This is a genomic window from Halapricum desulfuricans, assembly GCF_017094465.1.
In the GTDB taxonomy this organism is placed as follows: domain Archaea; phylum Halobacteriota; class Halobacteria; order Halobacteriales; family Haloarculaceae; genus Halapricum.
This window is the reverse complement of the sequence record NZ_CP064791.1, coordinates 1,384,649-1,404,949: the sequence shown is the minus strand read 5'-3', so window position 1 is coordinate 1,404,949 and position 20,301 is coordinate 1,384,649. Positions and strand designations below refer to the sequence as shown.

Genomic DNA, 20,301 nt, shown 5'->3' with positions numbered 1-20,301 from the left:
CACGGAAAAGCGTTGCCTGGAACGCGGCCCGTCCTTCGCCACCGACATCCGACTCCGACTGGATCTAGAGGTCGTAGAGATCGCCGTACTTCTCGGTCGCGTACTCGAGGAAGTACTCGGCGGTGTAGGGCTCGCCGGTCGCTCGCTCGACGAGTTCGTCGGTCCTGTAGCGCGCGCCGTGGCGGTGGACGTTCTCGCGGAGCCACGTCTGCAAGTCCTCGAACTCGCCGTCGCGGATCGCCCCGTCAAGGTCGCCGAGATCGTCCTCGGCCGCCGCGTACAGCTGGGCGGCCATGACGCTGCCCAGCGTGTACGTCGGGAAGTACCCGAAGTTGCCGTGACTCCAGTGGATGTCCTGCAGGACGCCCTCGGCGTCGTTTTCCGGGCGAACGCCCAGGTACTGCTCGTACTTGTCGTTCCAGACCGCCGGCACGTCCTCGACGGCCAGATCGCCGTTGATCAGGTCGCGCTCGATCTCGAAGCGGACGATGATGTGCATGTGATAGGTGAGCTCGTCCGCGTCGACGCGAATGAGATTGTCGTCGTAGACGCGATTGGCCGCCCGATACAGCGTGTCGGCATCGGCGTCGACGCCCTCGAAGGCGGATCGAACGTCGTCCGCGATCGACTCCCAGAACGGGCGACTCCGGCCGACGTGATTTTCCCAGAGCCGCGACTGGGACTCGTGGACGCTGAGGTCCCGGGAGGCACCGAGCGGCGTCCCGTACTCCTCCTGGGGGAGACCGAGATTATAAAAGGCGTGGCCGAACTCGTGGATCGTCGCCGTGAGCGCGCTCAGCGGATCCTCCGAGAGAAATCGCGTCGTGACCCGGCAGTCGAACTGGTTGCCCGACGTGAACGGATGGCTGGACACGTCCAGTCGACCGCGGTCCCAGTCGTATCCCAGGTCGGTGAGGATCTCCCGGGAGAGGTCTTCCTGGCGCTGCTCGGAATAGGTTCCGTCCGCGAACGGCTCCGGGAGGGTAACGTCGCTGTCGCCGACGGCCTCGATTAGCGGGACGAGTTCGTCGCGGAGTCGTTCGAGGACCGTTTCGGCCGTCTCCAGGCCGAGGTACGGCTCGTATTCCTCGAAGAGGACGGCATAGGGGTCCCGGTCCGGATCGATGTGCGCGGCGTACTCGCGGCGCAACTCGACCAGCTCGTCGAGCACGGGTGCGAACTGCGAGAAGTCCGCGTCGGCTTTCGCCGACTCCCAGACCTCGAGCGCCTCGGAGGACGTGGCACTGATCTGTTCGATGAGTTCCTGTGGGACCGCCGCGGCCCGCTCGTGTTCGCGGCGGATCTCGCGGACGACGGCCCGCTGTTCGTCGCTCAATTCGGCCTCGCCGGCGGCGTCGAGCGCGTCGGCGACCTCGTCGTCGGTCAGCAGTTCGTGCTTGAGCCCGGACAGCGTCGAGAGCTGCTGGCTCCGGGCCGGCCCGCCGCCCTCGGGCATCGTCACTTGCTGGTCCCAGGAGAGGACTCCGACGGCGGAACCGAGATTGCTCACCCGACGGTACGCGTCGAGCAGGTCGTCGTACGCCTGTGGTGTCTCCGCTGACATGACCGGGCATACGGCCGCGGCGATAAAGTACCCGTGGTCACGGCATTCCACACCCGGATGTTCCAGTCACGGACACCGCTCGGCGAGGACTCGATACAGTCGCCGGCACCGCTCCAGGACGGGGATCGAGACGCTTTCGGCTGCCGTGTGGGCCTCGCCGGGCTCGGCCGCCCCGACGACGAGCGTCCGCGTGTCCGCTTCGGCGGCGAGCCAGCCCGCGTCGGTCGCGTGTGGCTTGACCACGTGCTCGGGGTCGCCGTCCTGGACGTTCCGTGCGATCTCCAGAGCCACAGCGGCGAAGCGTTCGTCCTCGCAGGCCATCGGTGGGAGATCCTGTTCGACCGACCAGGTGACGCCCTCGATCGACTCGACAGCGTCGAGTCCGGCCCGTTCGCCGGGGACGGTCCGCTCGTCCACGGTCACGGTACACCGGTCCGGGATCACGTTCCAGGCGTCCCCGCCGTCGATTTCCGTGACTGCGAGGCTTCCCTGTACGTTCCGCCCGTGGACGGTCGTCTCGGGAGCGGGCAGGTCCCGAATCACGTCGACGGCGTCAGTCGCGCGGTAGATCGCGTTCTCGCCGGCACCGACTTCACTCGCGTGGGCCGCCGTCCCTCGCGCCGTGATCGTGCTCGCGCGGCGTCCCCTGTGGGCGATCGCGACGTCCGTGACGCCCGGGGCGGAGTAGCCCGTCGACCCTTCGCCGACGACGGCGTAGTCGGGGGCGAAGCCGTCCTCGATCGCCGCCCGACACCCGATACCGCCCCGCTCCTCGCCGACGAACGACGCGAAGACGAGTTCACCCGCCGGATCGCTGTCCCGGAACGCACAGGCCATCGCCGCCAGCGATCCCTTCATGTCGGCGCTGCCGCGGCCGAACAGCCGCCCGTCGCGCTCCTCGACGAGGTACCCATCGTCTCGCTGTTCGGGGGCCGGCGGAACGACGTCGTGGTGGCCGACGAGCGCGAGCGATCGGTCCCCGTCGCCCCGGCGGGCGATGACGTTCCCGTGTTCGTCGCGTTCGACGGTCGCGTCCGTGTGCTCGCGCAGCCAGGATTCGAGCAGCGCTCCGGCCGCGTCCGGGTCGTCGTGGCTCGGCGTCGCGACCAGCCGCCGGGCGAGTGCCGTCACGGCCGTGCTCATACCGCGGTCAGTCCCCGCTCGCCGCGCAGTTGTTCGGGCCGAGCTCCAGCTCCGTCGCCGCCGCCTCGTCTTCGAGTTCGTCGCGGCCGGCGTTGACGGCGATGATCTCTTCGTAGTTGGGCGGCTTCTCCGGCAGCGAACGGGTGAGCCGGTCCACGAACGTCTCGCGGTCCGCGGACAGCAGCGCCAGCCCGGTCCGAACGGCGCCGATCGTCGTCGCGACGGGCTCGCCGGGCGTCACGTCGGTCGCCCCGTCGGCGTCGACGGCGAAGTGCCCGGGCAGTATCGTGACCGAGTCGGGTTCCGCGAGCAGCGTCCGGTGTAGCGACTCGTACAGCTGCTGTGCGCCGGTATCGGCGTCGCCGTCGCCGAACTGGAGTTCGGTCCGGCCGACCGAGTCCACGAACAGGGTATCGCCCGTCAGGACGGCCGCGTCGTCGAGCAGGTAGCTCACGATCTCGGAGGTGTGGCCGGGCGTCGGGACGGCCTTGAGATCGTGCTCGCCGACCGTGACGACCTCGTTGCGCTCCAGCGGTTCGTACTCGTAGGTGACGCCGCGATCGACCGCGTCCGCCCCGAGGTGATAGGTCGCGCCGACGTACTCGGCCAGCTGTCGGCCACCGGAGACGTGATCGGCGTGGACGTGCGTGTCGAGCACGTGCTCGATCGAGTACCCCCGACTGGAGGCGGCCGAGGCGAACCGCTCGACGTGGCGCGTCGGGTCGACGACGGCCGCGACGTCCGACTCCGGATCCCCGATCAGATAGCTGAGACATCCCTTTGCCCGGCGCTGGAACTGGACGACGTCGAGACCGTCCCGCAGCGGAATGTCGACGGTGTCGTAGACCTCGCTCCATCCCTCCATGCCGTCGTCGACGACGGTGACGTCCTCGAAGCCGCTGTCTTCGAGGTGGGTCGCAAGGTCGTGAGAGGAGATCCCCTTCGCACAGATCGTGACGATCTCGTCGTCGGTCGACAGCCCGGTCGCCTCGCGGAACTGTTCGGCGTCGAACTCGAAATCCGGCTTGTACGTGTACTGGATCGCGCCCTCGATGTGCCAGGCCTCGAAGCTCTCTTTGGGACGCGTATCAAGCAGTGCGAACGAGTCGCCGACGTCGATTCGATCGCGTAACTGACTCGCGGTGATCGTTTCGACCATGCTCACCAGTAGGGGCTTGCCGAACTTATACCACGGAGAACCAGAACATTTCGAGGGTGGCTGTGTCACCGCGTCTCGACACAGTTGCGGACTGGTAGCAAGTCCCGAAGCGACTCGCCGGACGGCATCAGTCGCCGTGGCCCTGGCCGCGCTGTTGCTGGACCTCGACCTCGACCGAGATCGCCGGGGGGAGATCGCGGCCGGCGACCGACCGCGCGAACTCGTCGTGCCCGACGATCTCGATGGTCCTGGTGTAGACGGTGTAGTTCCAGGCGTCGAAGTCACCGCCGGAATCGAGCAGCGTCTTCGACTGCGGGACCCGCAGGTCGTCCGGCGGCTGTGGATGGGGCCCCTTGTGTTCGACGCCCTTGCGTGCGGCGTCGGTCTTGATCTCGTCGACGACGTCCTCGAGCAAGTGCCGGTCCCCGCTCTCGAACGTGAGCTTCGTGACGAAGGGCATTGTTGGCAGTGAGTGGGCCGCCCGCACGTAAAAACACACTCATCGGAGCTGCCGTCTAATACTGGTGGTGATACCGTTTCGAAATGATTCGACACGCCGTCGTGCCGAATATCTGGACGAACGTATCGCCACCAGTATGAGCCACCCACAGCGTCGACAGCCCGGAGATATCGACAATCCGGCGAAGTGTCAGTCCGAAAGGGCCTGTTCGGACTTGTCGGCGTCTTCGATCGTCAGCTCGTAGAGGTTCTGTCTGGCGTCCGCAAAGTAGACGTCCTCTTCGACGACGCCGACTTCCTCGAGGCGTTCGAGCGCGTAACGTACCGTCCGGGCCGAAAGCATCGATTCCTCGACGATCCCCTTCTGTGTCAGTGGTCCCTTGTACTCCAGAACCTTGAATACGAGCTTCGCGCTCGGCGGTAGATCCGTGATCGCCTCTCCGTCGGATTCTGTCATTGGCTGAAAGCAGGGCCCCGCGCCGTTTGAATGTTACCCCGCGCACGGTGGCACAGGGCATCCTGCTCTCACGAGGGCAGGCTTCCTGTTTCCACGACGTGACTTGCAGACACTGTCCGAAAATCAGTCGTGTCCGTAGCGGTCACAGTCTCCACAGGCGTGTCTTCGGGCCATCCCATCCCTAGTTCAGCAAATCCTCTCTTGAGGACGTTAATCGAGGCGTTCGCGTCTCTATCTGTCTCGAATCCACATGATGGGCAAGAGTGTTTTCTGACCCACAACGGTTTCTCTGTCTCTACACCACATTTGGCACACTCTTTCGTCGTTCCTCGGGCTTCGACCTGCACGACGTGCGTGCCGTACAGATTACCCTTATATTCGAGGAGAGTGATGAACTGTCGCCACGCCGCATCATGCTTGTTCCGAGCGTTCTCATCTGCTTGAAGCATTCCGGCGACGTTGAGGTCTTCTACGAACACGGCATCGTACTCGCGGACGAGCCACGTCGTCAGCTTGTGCTGGTAATCCAGCACCTTTCGGCGGATATAGCGCTTCACCGTGGCGACCTTCCGACGTTGCTTCTCGTAGTTCCGACTTCCGTATTCTTTCCGAGTGAGTTTGCGCTGTTCGCGCCGGAGACGCTCGTACTCGTCTTCGAGGTCGAGCCAATCGACAGTCTTGCCGTCGCTGGTGTGGATGTAGTTGAGGATGCTAAGGTCAATACCAACGCTGTTGCTCGTATCAAGTGAGTCCACGTCGGGTTTCTCGGGTAGATCGGCATCATCGGTTTCGAGACCGAAAGAGACGAACCACTCGCCGGTTCGTTCTTTCTTGAACGTAACCTCCTTCATTGTGGCGCGATCAGGAATCGCGCGTGAGTAGCGGATTTTGACCCACCCAATTTTGCTGAAGCGGACATAGGCGAACCTGTCGCAGCCCCTCTTTTCATCGAGGTCGAAACCACTCTGGTTGTATGTCACACTCCGGTAATCACGCGGTGTCTGCCGTTTGAGACGACCGACTTTGTACCCCTTCTCTTTCTTTTTGGAAAGGTTCGAGAGGTTCCAGTGGAAACGAGCGACAGTAGCTTGGGCGGCCTTGGAGTGCAGTTTACTGAATATCGGCCACTTACGTTTCCACTCTGGAAGTTTGTTGTTCTGGTCGTACTCGCTCGGCTTCTCGTCTTCGGGACTGTTCGTGTAGTCCCATCGGATATGGTTATAGAGTTGGCGATGGACATCAAGTTGGTATTCCAGTCGCTCCGCTACCTCGTCTGTCGGGTATGCTCGGTAGCGGTGGCTGTATTCCATCGCCACCCCTTGATTGGCACTATTATAACTTAATTTTTGGGATAGAATTATTGTCTTCATTCTGGATATAGTTGGTCGAGGCCTTTGTATTGCGATCTAATATTGAGGCAACGGGATTCACGGTCGCGGTTTCGATTCGAACGAGCGAGTACTTGCCCCGAACTTTCGAACCACGTCGTATGCTATATCGTCTCGATAGACCGGGCACACCGCCGCCATGAACGAATCTGACACTCGTACACGATTAGATCGGACGATACACGCTCTACGTCCGTTTCGTACGCCCGTTTTCATCCAGGAGCATATCGCCCGTACTCACGTACGATCGGGTGACGATGACGTATACGATCACCACGACAGTCGACGGTCAGTTCGAAGACATTCTCGAAGCGACGGCCGAAGCCATTGAGGACGAGGGATTCGGGCTGTTGACTGAAATTGACGTACAATCGACACTGGAACAGAAACTCGACACGGAGTTCAGGCGGTACCGTATGCTCGGTGCATGCAACCCGTCGCTAGCTCGCGACGGGCTCGACACGGAGCCGGAACTCGGAGCATTGCTGCCGTGTAACGTCGTCGTCTACGAGACCGAGAGCGGTGCCGTCAGCGTGCACGCGGTCGATCCGGAGCGCCTGATCGGTGTGACGGGCAACTCGGAACTCGCTGCGACCGCAGCCGACGTCGGCGAGCGGTTCGAGCGGGTCATCGCCGCCGTTGACGAACGGTTCGCGACGGCGACCGACGAGGATTCGGCCGTCGCGCAGCCGACGTGAACGGTTTCATCCGCTGGCGGCGGAGCGTCCGACAGGGGCCGGTGTCAGTCAGCACCGTATCGACCGCCGACTCTGGGTGGTCGGGGCGGTAAATCGTTACAGCAGTCCGTATCGGAGCCGACCCGTAACGAACGGTTTTTCACTTCGGGTAGCCCAGAGTGACGTATGGCTACCGAGACGGCCGACGGGTTGACCGGTCACGCCCGAAGCGTGACCGTGACGACGCTGGCCTCCCTGATGGGGATCGTCGCGGCGCTGATCTCCGAGTACGGTCTCGAAGCCGCGCCCGCTGGACGGATCAACGTCTTCGTCATTCTTGGCGCGGTCCTGGTTCAGATACCGATTCTCCAGGCCTTGGGCGTCGACACGCAGGACTTCAGTACGAAGGACCATCTCTACATCGCGTTTATGACGTTTTCCCTGTGGTTCATCTCCTGGACGATGCTTCTCACCGCGTCGACCGTATAGCCGGGTGACTCACAATGGCTGATGACAGTATAGCCGTCGTCGATCTTGAACGATGCCAGCCCGACCGCTGTAACTACGAGTGTATGAACTTCTGCCCGCCCAACCGGACGGGCAAGGAGTGTATCGTCAAGCGCGGCGACGCCTACGAAGAAGACGAACCGTTCGAGGGCGGACCCGATCAGGTCCGCATCTCCGAAGAGATCTGCCTGGGCGAGTCCTGTGGGATCTGCGTCGAGAAGTGCCCGTTCGACGCCATCGAGATCATCAACCTCCCCCAGGAACTGAACGACGAACCGATCCATCGGTACGGCGAGAACGCCTTCTCGCTGTACGGTCTGCCCGCTCCGGGCGAGGGGCGCGTGACGGGTATTCTCGGACCGAACGGGATCGGGAAGACCACGGCCGTCCACATCCTCGCCGACGAGCTCACGCCGAACCTCGGGGCGTACAACGACGAATCGTCCTGGGACGCGGTACTCGACGAGTATCGCGGGACCGCCCTCCAGGATTACCTGGAAGCGCTGATCGACGGCGACGTCAGCGTCGCCCGCAAGCCCCAGTACGTCGATCAGATCCCCGGCCAGTTCGACGGCACGACCCGCCAGCTGCTCGAACGGACCGACGAGCGCGGCGAGCTGGACGCCCTCATCGAGCGCGTCGGCATCGGACCCGTCGTCGATCAGGACATCGACACGCTCTCGGGCGGTGAACTCCAGCGCGTCGCGCTCGTGGCGGCACTGGCCCGGGACGCAGAGTTCTACTTCCTGGACGAAATCACGCCCTACCTGGACATCGGACAGCGGATGACCGCTGCCCGGATCATTCAGGAACTGGCTGAGGAAGGCGACCGGTCGATGCTCGTGGTCGAACACGACCTCGCAATTTTGGACCTGCTTGCTGACGCCTTGCACGTCGCCTACGGTGAACCCGGGGCCTTCGGTGTCATCACCGACCCCAAATCGACCAAGAACGGGATCAACGAGTATCTCAAGGGGTACCTGGACAACGAGAACATGCGGATCCGCCAGGAGGCGATCGAGTTCGAACAGCACGCCCCGCGGAACGTGACTCGCGGCGACGTGGCCATCGAGTACCCGGCCCTGGAGAAGAGCTACGGCGACGGGGAGTTCTCGCTCGCCGTCGAGTCGGGCACCATTCGCGAGAGCGAGGTGCTGGGCGTAGTCGGTCCCAACGGGATCGGCAAATCGACCTTCGCGAAGATGCTGGCCGGCCGACTCGAACCCGACGCGGGAACGGTCGACGCACAGCTCGACATCGCGTACAAACCCCAGTACATCGATATCGACCAGCCGATGCGCGTCGACGCGTTCCTCTCCTCGATCACCGACGAGTTCGGCAGTTCCTACTGGAACACCGAGATCGCCCAGCCGCTACAGCTCGATGCGGTGATGGAACAAAATCTCGACGACCTCTCGGGCGGTGAACGCCAGCGGGTCGCCATCGCGGCCTGTCTCTCGAAGGACGCGGACCTGTACCTGCTGGACGAGCCGTCCGCGCACCTGGACGTCGAACAGCGCGTGCTCGCGACCAGTGCGATCCGCCGGTACGCGGAGAACCACGACGCGACGGCGATGGTCATCGACCACGACATCTACATGATCGATCTCCTGAGCGATCGATTGCTGGTGTTCGACGGCGAACCCGCCGTTCACGGAACCGCCTCCCAGCCCCAGGGCATGCGCGACGGTATGAACGAGTTCCTCGAAAACCTCGATGTCACGTTCCGTCGTGACGAGCGCACCGGCCGCCCGCGGATCAACAAGCCCGGAAGCAATCTCGACCGCGAGCAAAAACAGGCCGGTGAGTACTACTACGCGCCGGAGTAAGTGAACTCCATCCGGCCGAAATACGTGAATGATCTTTTTCAGGAAATGGGGTAACCCACCGAAGGAAAATTGCTATTTCAGGTAATATTTGTGATTGTTCGGCGTGACAGATGCGAACCGATAAGTTCCCGTAGCCAAACGGGACTGACAGATGACAAGTACAGCGGTTCTAGCGCTGTTCGCCGCGTTGCCGATCGCAGTTGCGTTTACACTGTTGGTCTGGCTCCGGTGGTCAGCGGCACGGTCGATGGGAGTCGGATGGGCAATTGCGACAGTGCTCGGGCTCGCCTACTGGCAGATGGAGCCGTCGTGGTGGGCCGCAGTGGCGCTCTACGGCGCGCTCGAAGCGGTATCGATCATCCTGATCGTCTTCGGCGCGATCTTGCTGATGAACTACCTGGAGGTCAGCGGCGCGATTTCGACGATCCGGTGGCACTTCAGCGGCATCTCGACCGACCGGCGGATCCAGTTGCTGTTGATCGGGCTGGGTTTCGAGACGATTATCGAGGGCGTAGCCGGCTTCGGGACGCCCGGTGCGCTGGCCGCGCCGCTGCTGATCGGCCTCGGGTTCCCGCCGCTCGGGGCGGCCGTGTTCGCGCTGTTCTTCAACGCGCCGAACCCGCAATTCGGGGCAGCCGGGACACCGATTCTCGGCGGTGTGAATTCGGTCATTGGGGCTGACGAACTCGCGGCCGCGTCAGATCCGATCACCCAGGCGGAGTTCCAGGGTCTGGTCTCGGCCTATTCGGGCGTGATGACGGGTCTCACGTTCGTCTTCTGGGGCGTCCTCGGGATCTTCCTGCTCAGCTACTGGTTCGGAAGCGAGGACGAACGCACCCTGCGCGGAGCCGCGCGCGCGACCGCCCCCGTCGCTCCGTTCGCACTCGTGCTCGGGACTGTCGCCGGCGTGACCCAGTGGGCGATCGCGTGGTTCGTCGGGACGGAGCTGCCCTCCATCGTCGCCGGGTTCGTCGTCTTCGGCCTGGGGCTCGTCATGGCCTCCCGGGGCGTGCTCGTCCCCGAGTCGACGTGGACGTTTCCGGACCGTGAATCGTGGTCCGACACGTGGCTCGGCGGGCTCAGCCTCGAGAGTATCGAGGACGACGATCCACAGCAGGAGATGCCGGTGTGGCTGGCCTGGACGCCGTACCTGCTGGTCGGTGCCATCCTGCTGGTGACGCGCTGGCCGACGCTCGATCTCGTTCCCCTCCTGAAGGACTTCGCAGTCACGCTACCGGGTATCCTGGGATACAGCGACCTGGCCTGGGAGCTCCAGTATCTCTATCTGCCCGGGACGATGCCGTTCATCCCGATCGCGATACTCACGGGGCTGCTCTTCCGGATGAACGGCCAGGAGACGAGGGAGGCCTGGCGCGAGTCGGTCCGACAGGTCGCGCCCGCCGCGCTGACGCTGGTGATCGTCGTCTCGCTGACTCAGATCATGATCAAGTCGGGCGAAGCGGAGTTCGTGTCTCTCACTCCCGGTATGATGGGGGCGCTCTCGCAGGCCGTCGCGGGCGCCGCCGGTGGGGCGCTGCCGGCGGTCGCCCCCTGGATCGGCGCGCTCGGGACGTTCGTCACCGGATCCAACACCGTCTCGGACATCCTGTTCGCGAAGCTACAGTACAGCGCCGCCGGCGACGTCGGGATCTCCCGGTCGATCGTCGTCGCGATCCAGAACGTCGGTGGCGGCGTGGGGAACATGATCTCGGTGCAGAACATCGCGGCGATCTGTGGTGTCGTCGGCATCTCGGGCCGTGAAGGTGACATCCTCCGGAAGGTACTTTTCCCGACGATCATCTTCGCGCTGTTTACCGGTGCCGTCGGCATGCTACTGGTGTACGTCGTCGCTCCCGGGACCTTCTGACCGGGGGCTTTTGTCACGCGCGGCCGTTCGATCGGCCATGTCCGGAATCGTCTTCTTCGGTACGGACCGCCACGACGCCGTCGTCGATTTCTACACCGAACGGCTTGATTTCGACGTCTGGCTCGAACAGCCGGCCTGTACGATCCTCCGACACGGGACACTGCTCGTCGGATTCTGCCAGCGCGAGGAGACCGAGACCGGCGGCATCGTCACGGTCGTCCTCGACGATCGAGACGCCGTCGACGAGTGGTACGACCGGTTGACGGACGTGGCCGAGGGACCGCCCACCGAGAATACCGAATACCGGATCTACAACTTCTTCGGGACAGATCCGGACGGCCGGTCGTTCGAAGTCCAGACGTTCCTGCACGGGACCGGCTCCATTCCCGGGGCCGGGACGCAGTCCGAAACCCGTAATCCGAGCGATACCTGAGGTCCAGTATGTACGATTACCACACCCATTCGAACTACTCGGACGGGGACTTCCTCGCTGCCATGCTCGCGGCCGCACAGCGCCAGGGGCTCGACGGAATCGGGTTCGCCGACCACTGCAACGTCTCCGCGGACCCGTCACAGCAGCAGTTCGCGAAGGAGTTCGGGTTCAACCTCGATCTGACCCACGAGCGTCGCCGGGACGCGATCGAATCGCTCCGGGAGCGATACGACATCGCGATCTTCGACGCGGTCGAGATGGACTACCGGCCGGCCGACGAGGCCGATATCGCCGACTTCCTCGACACGGCGACGTTCGATTACGCGATCGGCAGCGTGCACACCGTCGAGGGGCACAACCTTCACGACGAGACGTATTTCGGCGCGAAATCGCGAGAGGAGCGCCGAGACGTCGTCGAGACGTACGTCGATCGCGTGGTGTCGATGATCGACTCCGAACTGTTCGCGATCGCCGGACACGTCGATCTCCCGCAGCGCAACGAGGCCTTGCGTGGGTTGTTCTCCGAAGACCACTACCGTCGGATCGCGTCGGCTCTGGAGACGTCTCGGACGGTCCCCGAGTTGAACGCCGGCCGCGTCACCGACGACTACGGGCAGTTCCATCCGGGACCGGCCTTTCGCGAAATCCTGGCCGAATACGACGTGCAGTTCACCCTCGGGACGGACGCCCACACGCCCGAGAGCCTCCGGGAGAACGCCGAGGAACTGGCGGCGTTCGTCGAGCGATGGGACGTGGACCCGGTTGTAATCCAGGGGTGAGCGATCGGGTTCGAAGCCCTTAAGCGCTCCAGCGGGAAAGGTTCGACAACTCGCTGGTGGCGGGCTCCAGCGGGCACCTGCTATTGGCGGCCGCATCGAGCGGTCGGCGACTCGCAGGCTGGAATGTGGTCGGGCGACCGACTGAACCACTCGACGCCCGCGGTGAAACCATGGCAAAGAGCTTCTACTCACACATCCGGGACGCATGGAAGGACCCGGACGACGGCAAAGTCGCGGAACTACAGTGGCAGCGCATGCAGGAGTGGCGCCAGCAGGGCGCGATCGAGCGCGTCGAGCGCCCGACCCGTCTGGACAAGGCCCGTTCGCTCGGCTACAAGGCCAAGCAGGGCGTGGTCGTCGCTCGCGTCAGCGTCCGCAAGGGCAGCGCCCGCAAGGTTCGACACAAGGCCGGCCGACGGTCGAAGCGACAGGGCGTTACCCGGATCACGCGCCGGAAGAACCTCCAGCGCGTCGCCGAGGAGCGCGCGACCCGCAAGTACCGGAACCTGCGCGTGCTCAACTCCTACTGGGTCGGCGAGGACGGTAGCCAGAAGTGGTTCGAAGTCATCCTGCTGGATCCGAATCACCCCGCGATCGAGAACGACGACGATCTCAACTGGATCTGTGACGACACCCACGACGACCGCGCGCTGCGCGGGCTGACCAGTGCCGGCCAGTCCAACCGCGGGCTCCAGCAGAAGGGCAAAGGGACCGAACACACGCGTCCCTCGAACAACAGCGGCAAAGGCCGCGGCAAGTAACGACCGGTCGTTTTTCGGCTTTCGATGATCGACTAGCCTCGCGTATCGCTACTGGATGTACGACGGGTCCTCCGCGTCGCAGTTCTGTTCGTGCTGTTCGGCGTCCGACTGGTTGTCGAACAGCATCTCGCATTTCTCGCACTGGTACCACGTTTCTCCGTCTCGCTCGGTCGTGGTTACCATACTCGTATGTGTGTCTTGGTACCGTATAGAGGTTTCTCCGGGATCGCGTGACGGCATAGCGTACCCGCTCGGGAACGTAACCTATATCAATCGCACTCCGGCTACAATGAGGTGCCCAACGCGTGTCCGGGTTGGGGTAGTGGTTATCCTCCAGCCTTGTGGAGGCTGGGACGCGGGTTCGATTCTCGCACCCGGACCTTCTTGCGGCGAGCAAACAGCGAGCCGTAGAAGTCGTCAGAGAATCGAACCCTACCAGTCGCGCGCAGCGGAGCGAGCACGTCTGGTTCCGGTTCGATTCTCGCACCCGGACCTGTCTTGTCGCGAACAATTCGTGAGCGACAGCAGTCCGTCGAGAACCTAATCAGGGAGGTCGCGCGCAGTGCAACGAGCACGTCCGACCGTGGTTCGATTCTCGCACCCGGACTTTCTTGCCGCGAGCAACCCGCGAGCCGCAGAAGTCCTCAGAGAATCGAGCCCTACCAGTCGCGCGCAGCGAAGCGAGCACGTCTGGTTCCGGTTCGATTCTCGCACCCGGACTTTTCTGTGGCGACCGAAAGAGTCGAAAAGGCAGGAATGGCTAGCAGTAGGGCCGAACACCCTCTCGGTACAATCTTATACTCGCGGTCGTTAGCCCCGTTCATCACATGACTTTTCGGACGGTGTTCACCCGATGAGCGGGCGACGGGGCGGGAGTCCGTACGTCCCCCACACGGACGCGGAGACGGCCGCGATGCTCGAGACGATCGGCGTCGAAGACGAATCGGAACTGTTCGACGTTCCCGAGTCGATCCGGTTTGAGGGGGCGTTCGGGATCGATTCCCAAGACGAGCGTGGAACGGCCAGAGAAATCGAACAGGTACTCTCGCGCAACGACGAGACGGCGTCATTTCTAGGCCGTGGACACTACGCCCACCACGTCCCGGCGGTCGTCGAGAGGTTGTCCGCACGCTCGGAGTTTCTGACCTCCTACACGCAGTACCAGCCGGAGGTCGCCCAGGGATTCCTCCAGGCGCTGTTCGAATACCAATCGATGCTCGTCGAGCTCACGGGACTGGACGTCGCCAACAGTTCGATGTACGATCGGGCGACAGCCCTCGGCGAGGCAGCGACGCTTGCCACTCGGGTCCGGGAGACCAGCGGCTCGCGGGTCCTCGTCCCCGAACTGCTCCGAGAGGAGCAGCGCGAGGTCCTGGAGAATTACGCGATCGGGGCCGGACTCGACGTCGAGGCCTACCCGAGCGACGACGGCAACGCCGATCTGGAGGCGCTCACCGCCACGATCGACGACGACGTCGTCATGGTGTACGCCGAGAACCCGACTGTCCGGGGAACTATCGAGGAACAGCTGGCCGAGATCGGCGACCTTGCGGACGGTCACGACGCGCTGTTCTGTCTCGGCAGTGACCCAGTCGCGCTGGCGTTGCTGGAAGCGCCGGCGAGCGTCGGCGCGGACGTCGTCGTCGGCGACGCGGGCGCGCTCGGACTGGGGCACGCCTACGGGATGAGCCACGGCCTGTTCGCCACGCGGGAGTCGTTCCTTCGGCAGGTTCCGGGCCGGCTGGTCGGGGCGGGGACCGACGGGAGCGGACGGCGGGCCTACACGCTGACCCTCCAGACCCGCGAACAGCACATCCGACAGGAGCGAGCGACCTCGAATATCTGCACCAACCAGGCGTGGGTCGCGCTCCGGACGGCGATCCACGCTGCCTGGCTCGGTGCGGACGGGCTGGTCGAGCTAGCCGAAGAGGCCGTCAGAGCCCCGAAGGAACTCGCAGCGCGGGTCGACGACATCGACGGCGTCGACGCGCCGGTCCACGATCGCCACCACTTTCGGGAGTTCCTCGCCCGGACCGACCGGCCGGCGCCGGCCGTTCGGGACGACCTCCGCGACCGGGGGTACGCGGTCCACGCGCTCGACGGGGACCACCTGCAACTGTGTGTGACCGACGTGAACGAGCACGCGACGGATGGACTCGTCGGGGCGCTCTCGGAGGTGGCCTGAATGCGCTACGACCAGGCCCGCTGGAGCGAGGCGGACCACTACGAGCCGCTGCTGATCGAGAAGCGCTCCGAAACCGTCGAGATCGAGGACTCGCCGCTACCCGACGACCTGACGCGCGAGCAACTCAGGATGCCCTCGCCCGCCGAACCCGAGCTTGCGCGTCACTACACACGTCTCTCTCAGGAGACCTACGGGGTCGACAGCGGCCCCGTCCCGCTTGGCAGTTGCACGATGAAGTACAATCCGTCGCTGCTGGAGGCGGTCGCGGCCGACGAAAACGCCGCGGTCCACCCTGATCGGCCTGAGGAAAGCGTCCAGGGGACCTTAGAGATTATGGCGACGTTGCAGGACTGGCTCGGCCGAATCGGTGGGATGGACGCCGTGACGCTGCAGCCGCCGGCCGGGGCAGCCGGGGAGTATACCGGCCTGCTGATCGCGAAGGCTTACCACGAGTCCCGTGGCGAGGACCGTTCGGAGGTGCTGATCCCCGACAGCGCCCACGGGACGAACTTCGCGAGCGCAGCGATGGCCGGCTTCGAGGTCGTCGAGCTCCCGAGCGGCGAGGACGGTCGCGTGGATCTCAACGCGCTGACGGCTGCCGTCGGTGATGAGACGGCCGCGCTGATGCTCACGAATCCCAACACGCTGGGGCTTTTCGAACGTGACATCGACGAGATCGCCGAGATCGTGCACGACGCCGGCGGACTGCTGTACTACGACGGTGCGAATCTCAATGCCCTGCTCGGACAGGCTCGGCCCGGCGATATGGGATTCGACATAATGCACTACAACGTCCACAAGACCTTCGCGACGCCACACGGTGGCGGGGGACCCGGGGCTGGCCCGGTCGGTGTGACCGCGGATCTCGCGCCCTTCCTGCCCAGGCCACACGTCCGGGAGTCCGAGGGCGAATACGAACTGTACGACCCCGAGCGATCGATCGGGAAGGTCCACGGCTATCAGGGTAACTGGCTGGTCCTGTTGAAGGCCTACGCGTACATCCGGCGGCTCGGCGACGCGGGACTGGCTGAGACCAGCAGGAAAGCCGTGCTCAACGCCAACTACCTGGCCGAACGGATCGACTTCGAGATACCGTATGGCCCGTTCCACCACGAGTTCGTCGCCAGCGCCGGCGACCGGGACGCCGCTAATGTCGCGAAGCATATGCTCGATCGCGGCGTCCATCCGCCGACGACGAAGTGGCCCGAACTCGTCGACGAGGCGTTGATGGTCGAACCGACCGAGGCAGAATCGAAGGAGACGCTCGAGTTGCTGGCCGACGCCTTCGACGCCGCGAGTAACGCGGATCCGGACACGCTCGAATCGTCCCCCCACCGGACGACTGCCCGGCGGATCGATCAGGTCGAAGCTGCCCGATCACCCCGCCTGTCCTGGCGGGCCCTCGAAGACAGCTAGTTCGCCACTTCGACGGCCGCGACGATCTCGTCGTGTGCGTTGCCGTTCGATGCCACGAGACCGTCGCTGTCGCGCGTCCAGCGGTTGCCGTGTACATCTGTCACCGTCCCCCCGGCGGACCGGACGAGCTCGACACCGGCGATCGTATCCCACGGCGTCGTCGGCTCAGTCGTGACGGCCGCTTCGAGCTCGCCGCTGGCGACGAATCCGAGCGTCGCCTGCAACGTTCCGTATCGACGGCTGTCCCCGAATCGCTCGTTGACCGCCCAGACGAGCGCCCCGAGTCGATCGCTTCGATCCGAGGGCCAGGCAGCGACCAGCCCAACTGCGAACGTCTCGGGATCGGCCCGATCGCTGACCGCGAGTCGCTGTCCGTTCCTGGCTGCACTCTCCGGACCGACCGTGTAGATGTCCTGGACGGCCGGCAGATACGTCGCCGCTGCAACGGTCTCGCCGTCGACGACCGAAGCCACGCTGCTCGCCCACAGGACGTTTCCGCGGGCGAAGTTCGCCGTGCCGTCGATCGGATCGACGACCCAGCACGGACCGGTGTCGGGGACCCTCTCGACCATCGGTCCGGTCTGCCGTGTGGCCGGTTCCGCGGCGGTATCGCTACTTTCGTCAGTGGCTGTGCGCGTGTTGATCTCCTCTTCACAGACGAACGGCTCGTCGGGGAACGCGTCCGCGATCGTGTGGACGATCTGTCGCTGTGCCTCGCTATCGGCGTTAGTGACCAGATCGTTTTTGTTCGCTTTCGTTTCGACTGTCAGCGGCCCCCTGAACGCGTCCCGCGCGACTGCGCCGCCGGCACGGGCCGCCCGTTCGACCAGCGCAGTCCGCTGTCGGCTATCGGTCATACGTGCTACTCTGTAGGGGAACGTGATAGCCGCTGTGTTTGTGTTCCATATGCAATGTCCCCTATTCGTTTTACCTACTTGATCAGAGATATGAGTACTTTTATTTGTGGTAGATTTCACTCACTATTCATGGACGATGAACTCACCCGGCGGCGAATCCTTCGCATCGGTGGGCCCGCACTCGCGGGACTCGTGGCGGGCTGTTCGTCAGACTTGCTCGGTGACGACTCCGAACAGAACGACGACTGGGAACTGACGGACAATCCCTCGACAGAGACGGACCGACCGACGGAGACAGCTACCGAAACCGACGAGGAGCCCACAGATCCCGAGACAGAGACGACCGCGACGTACGTCGGCGACTGTCCGGACGGCTGTGATTGCTCGACGGTGATGCCGTCGACGACGAACGGCAGCTTCACACTGTGGCACAATCGCACTCAGGCTGCGTCCCAGCTCTTTGACGGGACGAAAAACATGTTCAACGCGATGGAGGGGCCGACGGCGAAGCTCCAGCGAATTCCCTCCGCATTCCAGGACAAGCTCCGCCAGGATATCGCCGCCGGACAGGGACCCGACGCGTTCCAGTGGGCGCACGACCTGATGGGCGAGTTCGTCGAAAACGATATGCTCACGGACATGTCCGATCAACTCCGCGTCGGGGGGTGTATGTTCACAGACTCAGCGTGGGACGCCGTCCAATACGACGGTGGTATCTACGGACTCCCAGTTACGATGGAAGCGCCGGCGCTGATCTACAACCGGGACGCGCTGGACGACATGGGCGTCGAGCCGCCCGAGACCATCGGGGAGATGAAGTCCATCATGGACGACTGGGACGGCGACTACGGCTTCGCTCAGCCGGTCGACACCTACCACGTGACCTGGGCCGGCCACATGTTCGGATCGGCCATGTACGACGGCAAGGAACTCGGCCTGGACGATCCGGCGTTCGCCGCAGGACTTCGGATCATCCTCGATGAACTCAAACCATACATGCCGACTGACGGCTTCTACGGTGCACAGACGGCCGCATTCACGGACGGTGCGGCACCATTTATCGTCACGGGTCCCTGGGAGATTACCGGCTTCATCGAGGACGTCGACTTCAACGTCGGTGTCACGACGATTCCGGACAAGACGGGCCACAGCGAGTTCGGCGACGGCACCGCGCGACCGTACATGGGCGTGCGAATGCTCTACTTCACGAGTATGCTCGACTCGCCGGATGGCGAAACGGCGACTGCGGCCCGCGATTTCGTCGAGTGGTACGCGACGAGCAACGAACGCCAGCTCAACCTGGCTCTAAATGCCGGAATGGTGCCCGCAAAGAGCAATCTCTCCGGTAGCGATCAGCTGTCCCCCAACGTCCGGGGCTTCAGCGAACAGACCGAAGAAGCGATTTTGATGCCGCAGAACCCCCGATTTGCTGCTGTCTGGGGGCCGTACTCCAACGTGCTGACGCAAGCATGGGACAGCGGCACCGACGGCCTCGAGAGCGATCTTCAGGATGCGGCTGAAGACATCCGGACTACCTGGGACGAAGACTATTAATGACAATCCCACGCCGATCTTGTGGCTCCGCTCAAGAGCAGTGATCGAGAGTGTCCGATCACATCTCGGAGCCTGAGCTGTGTACCGGTTGTGACGTGAGAAGTTTGCGAGGGAAGACCGCTCCGGCCAGTCTTCCGCATCTTTCGATGCGAGGGAAGGGATTTGAACTACGCGAACGCAGACGTTCTCTCGTTCAAACCCTTCCGAGTGCATCTTGCTCGGCCCGATGTGGGCCTCACAGCGATGCGAGGGAAGGGATTTGAACCCTTGGACCCCTACGGGAGCGGATCTTGAGTCCGCCGCCGTTTCCAGGCTTGGCTACCCTCGCACCCGTGTTGTGCGGTTGGTGGTTATTCGAGGACGTTTAAACCTCCTACGGAAGCGATCAGCGCCGGAGAACTCCTCGCCTGGCGACGATTTAACTTCTCTCGGATGCCGACTATCACTATGGTACACTCGTGCCTCTGATCTCGGTCGGGACGATGCTCTTGGGCGGCGTTTTCGCAGTGGCCATCCTCCTTGCAGTGGTCGCATTTGCAACCGACCGCGTGAGCAGATCACTGTCCACCAGGCGTGGCTCAAGTGCCGGCGACGACGTGATCTGTCCGTGCTGTCACCACCGGACGCGACGCACTGTCCGGAGTGCGGGACGGTTCTGTAGACCGGGCAATGGTATTTCCCGTCGTCTCCCCTAATCAGAACTATGGACGAACACACGCGCGACGAGAGCGTTCCGCCACCATCGGGGTCACCGACTGGCTGGACCGGATCTGCCTGGGAGCATGCAACACTTCGGCGAGCAGTCGTCCACGGCGTCCGGCTGTTCAACAGCGGTGCATACCACGAGAGCCACGACTGTTTCGAAGCGGAGTGGTTCAACTACGGCCGGGGAACGACCGAAAGTGCGTTCGCGCACGGGATGGTGCAGGTTGCAGCAGGCGCGTACAAGCACTTCGACTTCGAGAACGACGCCGGAATGGTGAGTCTCTTCGAGACGGCACTGCAGTATTTACATGGCATCCCGAGAGACTACTACGGCGTCGACGTCCTTGAGGTCCGCACTACACTCACGAACGCACTCGCTGACCCGGCGACGATCGAGGCATGGCAGATTCCGCTCGATGACACCCGTCCGGTCGCTGCACAGGCAGATTATCAGTACGCCAGCAATCTCGACGCCTGATAGTGATTACTGTAGGTCTGTTCCATATCGACCGCACGACGCCGTGCGGTCGTAGTGGTAAATCGCTACAGTAATCACTATGA

The 20,301-nt window shown here is 63.5% G+C and carries 19 protein-coding genes and 2 tRNA genes; 12 read left to right on the top strand and 9 right to left on the bottom strand.

Annotated features, from left to right (window positions below; translation table 11 throughout):
- Positions 1 to 64 precede the first annotated feature (64 nt).
- From HSEST_RS07155 to HSEST_RS07130, 6 genes are all read right to left on the bottom strand, one after another.
- Positions 65 to 1,564 (bottom strand): carboxypeptidase M32, encoded by a 1,500-nt coding sequence (locus HSEST_RS07155; RefSeq protein ID WP_229120224.1) that lies wholly within the window; start codon positions 1,562 to 1,564, stop codon positions 65 to 67.
- 66 nt (positions 1,565 to 1,630) lie between these two features.
- Positions 1,631 to 2,707, bottom strand: coding sequence for a M20 family metallopeptidase (locus HSEST_RS07150; RefSeq protein ID WP_229120223.1), 1,077 nt, complete (start codon positions 2,705 to 2,707; stop codon positions 1,631 to 1,633).
- Positions 2,708 to 2,714: 7 nt separating this feature from the next.
- Complete coding sequence (locus tag HSEST_RS07145) at positions 2,715 to 3,866, bottom strand: MBL fold metallo-hydrolase (RefSeq protein WP_229120222.1); 1,152 nt, start codon at positions 3,864 to 3,866, stop codon at positions 2,715 to 2,717.
- Positions 3,867 to 3,993: 127 nt separating this feature from the next.
- The gene (locus tag HSEST_RS07140) at positions 3,994 to 4,326 is read right to left on the bottom strand and encodes an uS10/mL48 family ribosomal protein (RefSeq protein WP_229120221.1); all 333 of its coding nucleotides are present in this window, start codon (positions 4,324 to 4,326) and stop codon (positions 3,994 to 3,996) included.
- A gap of 189 nt (positions 4,327 to 4,515) precedes the next feature.
- Positions 4,516 to 4,782, bottom strand: coding sequence for an ArsR family transcriptional regulator (locus HSEST_RS07135; RefSeq protein WP_229120220.1), 267 nt, complete (start codon positions 4,780 to 4,782; stop codon positions 4,516 to 4,518).
- Between the two features lie 68 nt (positions 4,783 to 4,850).
- On the bottom strand, positions 4,851 to 6,092 hold the full coding sequence (locus HSEST_RS07130) for an RNA-guided endonuclease InsQ/TnpB family protein (RefSeq protein ID WP_229120219.1): 1,242 nt from the start codon (positions 6,090 to 6,092) through the stop codon (positions 4,851 to 4,853).
- Positions 6,093 to 6,427: 335 nt separating this feature from the next.
- On the opposite strand from HSEST_RS07130, the gene HSEST_RS07125 reads away from it, so the two are divergent.
- The 7 genes from HSEST_RS07125 to HSEST_RS07095 all read left to right on the top strand — a co-directional run bounded on the left by HSEST_RS07125 (position 6,428) and on the right by HSEST_RS07095 (position 13,023).
- Positions 6,428 to 6,868, top strand: a complete 441-nt coding sequence (locus HSEST_RS07125; protein ID WP_229120218.1) for a DUF302 domain-containing protein — start codon at positions 6,428 to 6,430, stop codon at positions 6,866 to 6,868.
- A gap of 165 nt (positions 6,869 to 7,033) precedes the next feature.
- Positions 7,034 to 7,336, top strand: a complete 303-nt coding sequence (locus HSEST_RS07120) for a hypothetical protein (RefSeq protein WP_229120217.1) — start codon at positions 7,034 to 7,036, stop codon at positions 7,334 to 7,336.
- Positions 7,337 to 7,350: 14 nt separating this feature from the next.
- Complete coding sequence (locus HSEST_RS07115; RefSeq protein ID WP_229120216.1) at positions 7,351 to 9,183, top strand: ribosome biogenesis/translation initiation ATPase RLI; 1,833 nt, start codon at positions 7,351 to 7,353, stop codon at positions 9,181 to 9,183.
- A 151-nt stretch (positions 9,184 to 9,334) separates the two neighbouring features.
- The gene (locus HSEST_RS07110) at positions 9,335 to 11,050 is read left to right on the top strand and encodes an L-lactate permease (protein ID WP_229120215.1); all 1,716 of its coding nucleotides are present in this window, start codon (positions 9,335 to 9,337) and stop codon (positions 11,048 to 11,050) included.
- Positions 11,051 to 11,087: 37 nt separating this feature from the next.
- Entirely contained in the window at positions 11,088 to 11,483 is a 396-nt protein-coding gene (locus HSEST_RS07105) for a VOC family protein (protein ID WP_229120214.1), read from the top strand.
- A gap of 8 nt (positions 11,484 to 11,491) precedes the next feature.
- Positions 11,492 to 12,262: a PHP domain-containing protein gene (locus HSEST_RS07100; RefSeq protein WP_229120213.1), complete on the top strand. Its 771-nt coding sequence runs from the start codon at positions 11,492 to 11,494 to the stop codon at positions 12,260 to 12,262.
- Positions 12,263 to 12,432: 170 nt separating this feature from the next.
- Entirely contained in the window at positions 12,433 to 13,023 is a 591-nt protein-coding gene (locus HSEST_RS07095; protein ID WP_229120212.1) for a 50S ribosomal protein L15e, read from the top strand.
- 48 nt (positions 13,024 to 13,071) lie between these two features.
- Here the strand turns inward: HSEST_RS07095 and HSEST_RS14530 are convergent, their stop codons facing one another.
- On the bottom strand, positions 13,072 to 13,206 hold the full coding sequence (locus HSEST_RS14530; RefSeq protein ID WP_267491847.1) for a DUF7128 family protein: 135 nt from the start codon (positions 13,204 to 13,206) through the stop codon (positions 13,072 to 13,074).
- A 125-nt stretch (positions 13,207 to 13,331) separates the two neighbouring features.
- On the opposite strand from HSEST_RS14530, the gene HSEST_RS07090 reads away from it, so the two are divergent.
- The 3 genes from HSEST_RS07090 to gcvPB all read left to right on the top strand — a co-directional run bounded on the left by HSEST_RS07090 (position 13,332) and on the right by gcvPB (position 16,624).
- Positions 13,332 to 13,403 (top strand) — tRNA-His (locus HSEST_RS07090).
- A gap of 473 nt (positions 13,404 to 13,876) precedes the next feature.
- Entirely contained in the window at positions 13,877 to 15,208 is a 1,332-nt protein-coding gene (gene gcvPA / locus HSEST_RS07085) for an aminomethyl-transferring glycine dehydrogenase subunit GcvPA (RefSeq protein WP_229120211.1), read from the top strand.
- Positions 15,209 to 16,624, top strand: coding sequence for an aminomethyl-transferring glycine dehydrogenase subunit GcvPB (gene gcvPB / locus HSEST_RS07080; RefSeq protein WP_229120210.1), 1,416 nt, complete (start codon positions 15,209 to 15,211; stop codon positions 16,622 to 16,624).
- Here the strand turns inward: gcvPB and HSEST_RS07075 are convergent.
- The gene (locus tag HSEST_RS07075) at positions 16,621 to 17,481 is read right to left on the bottom strand and encodes an inositol monophosphatase family protein (RefSeq protein WP_229120209.1); all 861 of its coding nucleotides are present in this window, start codon (positions 17,479 to 17,481) and stop codon (positions 16,621 to 16,623) included. The two genes, gcvPB and HSEST_RS07075, sit on opposite strands and share 4 nt — an antisense overlap.
- Before the next feature lie 129 nt (positions 17,482 to 17,610).
- Between HSEST_RS07075 and HSEST_RS07070 the strand changes: the two genes are divergently transcribed.
- Positions 17,611 to 19,035 (top strand): extracellular solute-binding protein, encoded by a 1,425-nt coding sequence (locus tag HSEST_RS07070; RefSeq protein WP_229120208.1) that lies wholly within the window; start codon positions 17,611 to 17,613, stop codon positions 19,033 to 19,035.
- 244 nt (positions 19,036 to 19,279) lie between these two features.
- Here HSEST_RS07070 and HSEST_RS07065 read toward each other — a convergent pair.
- Positions 19,280 to 19,363: transfer RNA gene (locus HSEST_RS07065), tRNA-Leu, on the bottom strand.
- Between the two features lie 375 nt (positions 19,364 to 19,738).
- Between HSEST_RS07065 and HSEST_RS07060 the strand changes: the two genes are divergently transcribed.
- Entirely contained in the window at positions 19,739 to 20,218 is a 480-nt protein-coding gene (locus HSEST_RS07060) for a DUF309 domain-containing protein (protein ID WP_229120207.1), read from the top strand.
- Positions 20,219 to 20,301: the final 83 nt, after the last annotated feature.